At 44.1% G+C, this 3338-nt stretch carries 3 protein-coding genes; all 3 read left to right on the top strand.

Going from position 1 to position 3338, the window contains the following annotated elements; translation table 11 throughout:
- The first annotated feature begins 107 nt into the window (after positions 1 to 107).
- Positions 108 to 1607 carry a GH3 auxin-responsive promoter family protein gene (locus tag A1D16_RS08200; protein WP_290708876.1) on the top strand — a complete coding sequence of 500 codons (1500 nt, stop codon included), beginning with the start codon at positions 108 to 110 and terminating at the stop codon, positions 1605 to 1607.
- Between the two features lie 405 nt (positions 1608 to 2012).
- On the top strand, positions 2013 to 2735 hold the full coding sequence (locus A1D16_RS08195; protein WP_290708875.1) for a GNAT family N-acetyltransferase: 723 nt from the start codon (positions 2013 to 2015) through the stop codon (positions 2733 to 2735).
- Between the two features lie 14 nt (positions 2736 to 2749).
- The coding region (locus A1D16_RS08190; RefSeq protein WP_290708874.1) for an argininosuccinate synthase domain-containing protein at positions 2750 to 3338 on the top strand (589 nt) is incomplete at its 3' end.

Raw genomic sequence — 3338 nt, 5'->3', positions numbered from 1 at the left:
GGGAATTTCGTACCTCCAAACAGATTTTCTTAAATATTTAGTGCAAATTTAAGGAGTTTACTCGGGTGGAGAGCCTAAATTTGTCGCCATTCATCCATCATAGTGCCATGAAATTCAAGTCTTTTCTTGCAAAACCCTTCGCTTCCTACGTATCCAAACAGGTAAAAAGGTCGATGCAACAGGCCTTAACCGACCAGGAGGCCATTTTCCGGGAATTGCTGAAAATCGGGGCAGGCACCCAATTTGGGAAAGATCACCAGCTCGGGGAAGTGAAGACCATGGAGGAATTCCGCCAGGCGGTACCCATCCGGGATTATGAACAGATCAAACCCTGGATTGAACTGGTAAAAGAAGGCAAACACAATATATTATGGAAGGGGAAACCTATTTATTTCGCCAAAACCTCGGGTACCACCAGCGGCGTAAAATATATCCCCATTACCAAAGAGTCTATCCCCAACCATATTAATACCGCCCGTAATGCCCTGCTTTGCTACATGGCAGAATCCGGCAATTCGCGGTTTGCAGATGGTAATATGATTTTTTTATCCGGTTCTCCGGAACTGGAGCGAATAGCCGGTATTCCTACAGGCCGTTTAAGCGGTATTGTAAACCATCATATTCCCAGTTACCTGCGCAAAAACCAACTGCCATCCTACGAAACCAATTGTATAGAAGAGTGGGAAACCAAACTCGATAAAATTGTAGCGGAAACCATCCGGCAAAACATGACCCTGATCAGCGGTATTCCACCCTGGATGCAAATGTATTTCGACCGCCTGATGGAAAAAAGCGGTAAACCGGTGGGCGAACTATTTCCGGAATTTTCAGTACTGGTACACGGCGGGGTGAATTTTGAGCCGTATAAAGCAAAACTGATGGACAGCATTGGCCGTAAGGTAGCAGCCATCGAAACCTTTCCTGCTTCTGAAGGATTTTTTGCCTTCCAGGACAGTCAGCATGCAGAAGGCCTGCTGCTGAATACCAATAGCGGGATCTGGTTTGAATTTGTTCCGGTCAACGAAATTTTTTCCGAGCATCCGACCCGTTTGTCTTTACAGGAAGTAAAAACAGGCGAGAATTACGCGCTTATTATTAATAGTAACGCCGGGTTATGGAGCTATAATATAGGCGATACGGTTAAGTTCGTGTCTACCAATCCGTATCGGATTATTGTATCCGGGCGGATCAAACATTTTATCTCTGCTTTTGGAGAGCATGTAATCGGAGAGGAAGTAGAATACAGCCTGATGAAAGCAGCTACCGAAACAGGGGTACATATCACAGAATTTACCGTAGCCCCCATGATTACGCAGGATAAAGGAAAGTCTTACCACGAATGGTTTGTGGAGTTTGATGGCAAACCTGCCGATATGAATGCATTTGCACAACAGGTGAATGAAAACCTGCGCACGAAGAATATTTATTACGACGATCTTATTACAGGCAATATTCTGCTGCCACTGAAAATTACACCAGTACGCAAAAATGGGTTTATCGATTATATGAAAAGCATCGGTAAACTGGGCGGACAAAACAAAGTACCGCGTTTAAGCAATGATCGAAAGCTGGCAGAAGCCCTGGCGCCCTGGCTGGAACAGGACTAAGCAGCAACTGAACTAAGAAACTAACAAGCGTTCGATAATTTTTAACAGGAAAGCAGGAACGATGAAGATTTTTTCATCGGCCTGCTTTTCTTTTAGTAAGACAACAATATTTTATAGAATATTTTGGGAGAATTCCATCAAAAACGTATAATTTTGGGGCGCATTTTAAACATAGGCAATTAAACGAAAAATGAATAGTTTCCAACCATATAGCGCTCCCTTTCAGCTGGACAGCCAGGTTGATGTACTTTTGCATGCCTTTTGTTTTCTTCCCCGACCGCGACGTGGATGCTGATAGGACGAGCCCTTTGCACCGGCCCCTATCAGTGAAAAAAGCCCCAATGAGTTAAGTTCTTACACCCAGGGTGTACGCAGCCAGTTTACTGATCCTTTAATTTATTGCAAGTGGAAAATTCCGCCATTATCGTTAGGGTAGCCACTCCCGATGATATCCATTATTCCGTTACCATTACCGATGAAATGGAAGCCTCTGCCAAGGCAAGAGGTACAGGCATAGCCAAACGATCGCCCGAATACATTGAACAAAAGATGAAAGAAGGGAAATCTGTAATTGCGCATACCGATGCAGGTGATTGGGTGGGTTTCTGTTATATCGAAACCTGGAGCCATGGCGAGTATGTGGCCAATTCCGGGCTAATCGTTTCCCCTGCCTACCGCAAAAGCGGCGTAGCCAAACGTATCAAGGAAAATATTTTCGCACTTTCCCGGAAATTATATCCCTCTGCAAAGATATTTGGCCTCACTACCGGCCTGGCTGTAATGAAAATTAATTCTGATTTAGGCTATGAACCGGTAACTTACTCCGAACTTACCCAGGACGAAGCATTCTGGGCAGGTTGTAAAAGCTGTGTGAACTACGATATTCTCATGAGCAAGGAACGCAAAAACTGCTTTTGCACCGCTATGCTCTATGACCCCAAAGACCACTACCAACCGGAAGAAACAGCCGAAGACTTCAAACAGCACTCCAAAGGTTATGAACGCCTGTTGCGTTTGAAGAAATCACGGTTTCTGAAAGCATTCAGGAAAATTACCGGCGCGGATTCCAAAACAGGAGGCGGCGGCGGACAGGTTAAAAAAAGGTTCTTTTCATTCTTTCATTTCTAAATTTATAAGCGAAGATGACATCGAAAAAAGTTGTACTCGGATTTAGCGGCGGACTGGATACTACGTATTGTGCTAAATATCTGTTTGAAGACCTTGGTTATGAAGTACACTCCATTATTGTAAATACCGGAGGTTTCAGTGAGGAAGAATTAAATAAGATTGAAACACACGCTAAAAACCTGGGCGTTAAATCGCATACAACCGTAGATGCTGTTAAAGGCTATTACGATCGCATCCTTCAATACCTGGTTTTTGGAAATGTATTGAAAAATAATACCTACCCCTTAAGTGTTTCTGCAGAAAGGTTGATACAGGCGATTCATATAGCAGAACATGCTAAAAAAATAGGGGCCGATGCGGTGGCACATGGCAGCACCGGTGCCGGCAATGACCAGGTTAGGTTTGATATGGTTTTTCATATTATGATTCCCGATCTGCCGATTCTTACCCCCATCCGCGATCTGCAGCTAAGCCGCGAAGCAGAAATAGATTACCTGAAAGCCCGCGATGTTGAAATGAATTTCGAAAAAGCACAATACTCCATCAATAAAGGCCTTTGGGGTACCAGCGTAGGCGGAAAAGAAACCCTCAACAGTAAAGGTA

Origin of the sequence: Flavihumibacter sp. CACIAM 22H1 (genome assembly GCF_001601815.1) — a bacterium.
GTDB lineage: Bacteria > Bacteroidota > Bacteroidia > Chitinophagales > Chitinophagaceae > Flavihumibacter.
Note: the sequence above shows the minus strand (reverse complement) of the source record. Positions and strands in the feature narration are given on the sequence as shown.

Excerpts from the sequence above, each read along its gene's own strand:
- A1D16_RS08200 (WP_290708876.1), top strand. The coding sequence starts at position 108 with ATGAAATTCAAGTCTTTTCTTGCAAAACCCTTCGCTTCCTACGTATCC.